This is a genomic window from Bradyrhizobium sp. Kon56, assembly GCF_055807635.1.
The window spans coordinates 1-229 of the sequence record NZ_JBVVOU010000693.1 but is presented as its reverse complement, the minus strand read 5'-3'; the positions used below and the strand labels follow the sequence as shown (position 1 = coordinate 229).

Below are 229 nucleotides of genomic sequence, written 5' to 3'. Positions count from 1 at the left end.
AAGTAGCTCTCGTCGACATTCATCACCATGACGCTGCGCGGCGCCTTGCGGTCGACCTTGAACGAGGCCAGCAGTTCGGGATCGATGGAAAGATGCGCCCGGCCATTGGCGCGGACCGCATTGCCCGAGCCGGGGATCAGGAACATCAGCGATACCCTGGGATCGCGCACGATGTTACGCAAGGAATCGACCCGGTAATTCGGCCAGATGCAACGTGCCGAGCCGAATC

The 229-nt window shown here is 61.1% G+C and carries 1 protein-coding gene; it reads right to left on the bottom strand.

Features of this window, described 5'->3' with window-relative positions:
* Positions 1–229 (bottom strand): pyridoxamine 5'-phosphate oxidase family protein (locus AC0L3B_RS40545; RefSeq protein WP_473383764.1); only part of this gene is annotated, 229 nt, incomplete at both ends.